The 3,860-nt window shown below is 64.1% G+C and carries 4 protein-coding genes; 1 reads left to right on the top strand and 3 read right to left on the bottom strand.

The window, feature by feature from the left end; genetic code table 11:
- Nucleotides 1-130: 130 nt before the first annotated feature.
- From add to ACH2EI_RS22150, 3 genes are all read right to left on the bottom strand, one after another.
- On the bottom strand, nucleotides 131-1,159 hold the full coding sequence (add, locus tag ACH2EI_RS22140; protein ID WP_395154595.1) for an adenosine deaminase: 1,029 nt from the start codon (nucleotides 1,157-1,159) through the stop codon (nucleotides 131-133).
- Between the two features lie 31 nt (nucleotides 1,160-1,190).
- Nucleotides 1,191-2,381 carry a steroid 3-ketoacyl-CoA thiolase gene (locus ACH2EI_RS22145; protein WP_395154594.1) on the bottom strand — a complete coding sequence of 397 codons (1,191 nt, stop codon included), beginning with the start codon at nucleotides 2,379-2,381 and terminating at the stop codon, nucleotides 1,191-1,193.
- A 172-nt stretch (nucleotides 2,382-2,553) separates the two neighbouring features.
- On the bottom strand, nucleotides 2,554-3,090 hold the full coding sequence (locus ACH2EI_RS22150) for an FABP family protein (protein ID WP_395154593.1): 537 nt from the start codon (nucleotides 3,088-3,090) through the stop codon (nucleotides 2,554-2,556).
- Nucleotides 3,091-3,155: 65 nt separating this feature from the next.
- Between ACH2EI_RS22150 and nudC the strand changes: the two genes are divergently transcribed.
- Nucleotides 3,156-3,860, top strand: a 705-nt coding sequence (nudC, locus tag ACH2EI_RS22155) for an NAD(+) diphosphatase (protein WP_395161627.1), incomplete at its 3' end; no start/stop codon positions are given.

Raw genomic sequence — 3,860 nt, forward strand, 5'->3', positions numbered from 1 at the left:
CATCCCCATCCCCATCCCCATCCCCATCAGCTCTGTCTATCCGCGTCCACCACATTCAACGTTTGCGTCGAAGTTCTTAGGCGAATGCCAACGGATTTTTCGACGCAAACGGTGAATGGGGGGGGGGGAGTCAGAGCGCCTTCAGCTCGGCGCGGACTGCGGCTTTGACGTCGTCGGAGGCGAACGATGCGGTGAGTGCATCGAGTTGGAGTTCTACGTGGTCGGCGGGTGAGAGGCCGAAAACGTTGGTGCCGATCTCCAACTCGGTGTGGAGATCGGTGTCAAACCAGCCCGGGTCGTCGGTGTTCAGGCAGACCTTGACGCCGGCCTCGCGGAGGGCTTGGAACGGGTGGTTTGCGAGGTCGTTGACGACACCGAGCAGCAAGTTGCTGGTCGGGCAAACCTCGCAGAAGATTCCCGCGTCGGCGATGAGCTGGACGAGTTCGGGGTCTTCGAGGGCCCTGATGCCGTGGCCGATACGGACAGCGCCGAGGTCGTCGATGGCCTGTCGCACGCTGTCGGCGCCTTCGGTCTCGCCGGCGTGGGGGAGCGAGGCGAGTCCGAGTGCTCGGCCGCGCCGGAAATGCTCGGCGTACGGTGCCGCTGGGAAGCCAACTTCGTAGCCCCCAAGCCCGATTCCGACGATGCCGTCGGGGAGGATCGAGCCTTCGAGGAAGTCGATCGTGTCGGTCGAGTCGGGCATCTCAAGGTCGCGGGGAATGTCAACGACCCAACCGATCGAGACGCCGCGCGATGCTGCGAGGCGTCGCCCTTCATCGAGCTCTTCTCGGTAGTGCTCCCGGGACATGCCGCCGTGGAAGTGGCTGTACGCAGTGGTCGTGAGCTCAGCGTGCCGAACGTTCTGACTCGCGAGTGTCTCCGCCAGATCGTCGATAGCTGTGACCAGCGCCCCGTCGCTCCTGAGCAACCGCAAGCCAAAGAGGTACTGCCGCCCGAAGTCGGGAAAATCCTCGAACGAAAATGCGTCAGGAATCGCCCCGTCCCACACCCCAGAGAAGTCGGCCTGGTGCTCGGCCGCCAGCGCCTTCACCGTGGAAGGCGACATCGACCCTTCGAGATGACAATGCAACTCCACCTTCGGAAGAAGATGCAGCCAATCAGAAGCAGAGGTGTCCTGCGCGGGGAACGTTCTGGCCATTCTTCTCTTCACTCCTGAACTATTGATCGAGTCAGACTCTCTCGATGAGGGTGCCGGTGCCGAGTCCGCCTCCGCAGCACATCGAGATGAGGCCGTACTTTCCACCCGTCCGCTCGAGCTCGTAGATCGCCTTGGTCAACAGGAATGCGCCGGTGCCGCCCAGCGGATGACCGAGAGCGATGGCGCCACCGTTGGGGTTGGTCTTGGCGAGGTCTGCGCCGGTCTCTTTGGCCCACGCGAGCACGACGGAAGCGAAGGCCTCGTTGATCTCAAAGACGTCGATGTCATCGATCGTCAGGCCAGCGCGAGCGAGGAGGCGTTGGGTTGCGTCAATCGGCCCGGTGAGCATCAGCTCGGGGTCGGTACCGACCAGGCAGGTGTCGACTATACGTGCCTTCGGTGTGAGTCCGAGTTCGGCTGCTTTCTCTTCTGTCATCATCAGGATGGCGGCGGCGCCATCGGAGATCTGTGATGCGTTGCCGGCGGTGTGGACGCCGTCTGGGCGGCCGACCGGCTTGAGCGTGGCGAGCTTCTCCATCGATGTTTCGCGGAGGCCTTCGTCGCGGGCCACGATGTGGGTCGTGCCCGTCGGGTTGCCGTCTTCATCGACATCGGGGGCCTCGACGGTGATGTACTGCCCGGCGAAGCGGTCCTCTTCCCACGCCTGGATGGCACGCTGCTGCGATGCGAGGCCGAACGCATCGGTGTCCTCGCGGGTAATGCCCCACTTGTCGGCGATGCGCTCGGCGCCTTCGAACTGTGAGGTCATCTCGTAGTGGTCGAAGTACGGCGATGGGATCGGGACGCCAAGGCCGAGCTTCTTGGAGCCGCTTGCGCCGATGGGAACGCGACTCATTGCCTCGACACCGCAGGCCATCGCGACGTCGACGACCCCGGAGCCGATCAGCGATGCAGCAAGGCTGGTGGCCTGCTGGCTGGACCCGCACTGTGTGTCCACGGTGGTTGCGGCAGTGGTGAGTGGCAGGCCAGCACCGAGCCACGCGGTGCGGGTCAGGTTGAACGCCTGCTCGCCGGCCTGGCTCACGACGCCGCCGACGACCTGCTCAATGAGGGCCGGGTCGATGCCGGTCCGTTCGATTAAGGCTTTCTGGACGAGCCCGAGGGTTTCACCCGGATGCATTGTGGACAGGCCGCCGTTGCGCTTTCCGATGGGGGTGCGGACGGCATCGACGATTACGACAGAATTTCCAGAGCGGGTCATGTTGACATCGTAGAAAATCGGCACGCGTCGGCTGTAGCCCGGCTGCCACTGTCACACCACTGTCACACCACTGTCAGACGACCGTCAGACGACTGTCAGACCACTGTCAGACCGCGGGCACGGCCGCGGTACGGCAGTGTGGTGTGACACGGCTCTACAGGTGAGGATCGGGTCAGCTGACGCGGTGGAGTTCGGCGGCGAGATGGTGTTGGATCGGGAGTCCGACAGCGGCCATGCGGACGGTGTAGCGAAGCGTGTCACCGGTGAGCTCGAAGGTGCGCTCGGTCTGAGTGACCGACTTTGCTGATGAGGAACCGCTGAGAGTCGTGGATCGAAGGTCGATGATGAACGTGTCGCTGCCGGGCATGTTCGGAGCGGCGAAGCCCTCAAGGATTTCGGTAATACCGGTTGGGTGAGCGAGGACGACTTCGGCGAGGCCACGGTCGGGGAACCGCCAGTAGCCGGACTCGGCATGGAGTGGTCGGCCGTCGTCGATCGCTCGAGTGCGTTGCTGGTAGGCCAGAAATGGTTTGCCGACGTGGCCAAACGTGATCGATTCAGAGAACTCGAACGACGCGATCGTTGGATACTCACCTCTTCCGGTGCCCTCCCAGGTGCCGAGTAGCACGGCGACATCGGCGAGGTCCGGATGAAGCGCAGGACTGGGTGTGGGCGTGGGTGCGGGCGTGGGTGACGGGGTGTCGGCCATGCTGAGATCGTACGCGTGCTTGCGTCGAGCGGGTCCTGTTCGTGGTACAGATGGCAGTGATGAGCATGGAACTGAACTTGGTGTCGATGAACACCGCTGCGCTGTATGACCCACTGAACGATGTGCCTGACGGGTTCGAGGGGGAGCGTCGCTACGTCCACGTGATCGGGAGCACGGTCTTCGTCGACGACCGGCCGTCTGATGATGCTGGGGCCGAAAGCTGGGGCCACTACTTCATCGGCATCGTTGGCGGCGCCGGGTGGTGGGCTGTCGATGTTCCCGCCGAGGCTGGTGATCCGTCGTACGGCGCGGCGATGGACCTGTACAAGTACTTCGGTGTCGCGTCGGAAGGCGAGTGGTTGGCAGCGGGCCGCGCCGTGCAGACCGCCGAGTGGGCGCGCACCCATCGCTTCTGCGGTCGTTGTGCAACAGCGACCGCGCCGTCCGCTGGGGAGCGCGGGCTGAAGTGTCCGGCGTGCGAACTGGTCGTCTATCCGCGCGTCGCACCAGCGATGATCACGCTGATCACTCGTGGTCTGCAAGGCCCCGACCAGGAAGCGCTGCTGGCGCGCGGCGTTCGCTTCCCGATGCCGATGTACTCGTGTCTCGCCGGCTTCGTCGAGCCAGGGGAGGACCTCGAAGGTGCAGTCATCCGCGAGGTCAAGGAAGAGGTCGGCGTCGACGTCGATGACGTCCGTTACGTTGGCAGCCAGCCGTGGCCGTTCCCGCACAGCCTGATGGTCGGCTTCCGCGTGAACTACACCGGCGGC

The sequence above is a fragment of the Ilumatobacter sp. genome (genome assembly GCF_041688325.1).
Taxonomy (GTDB): Bacteria; Actinomycetota; Acidimicrobiia; order Acidimicrobiales; family Ilumatobacteraceae; genus Ilumatobacter_A.

Excerpts from the sequence above, each read along its gene's own strand:
- ACH2EI_RS22150 (WP_395154593.1), bottom strand. The coding sequence starts at position 3,090 with ATGGCCGACACCCCGTCACCCACGCCCGCACCCACGCCCACACCCAGT.
- ACH2EI_RS22145 (WP_395154594.1), bottom strand. The coding sequence starts at position 2,381 with ATGACCCGCTCTGGAAATTCTGTCGTAATCGTCGATGCCGTCCGCACC.
- add (WP_395154595.1), bottom strand. The coding sequence starts at position 1,159 with ATGGCCAGAACGTTCCCCGCGCAGGACACCTCTGCTTCTGATTGGCTG.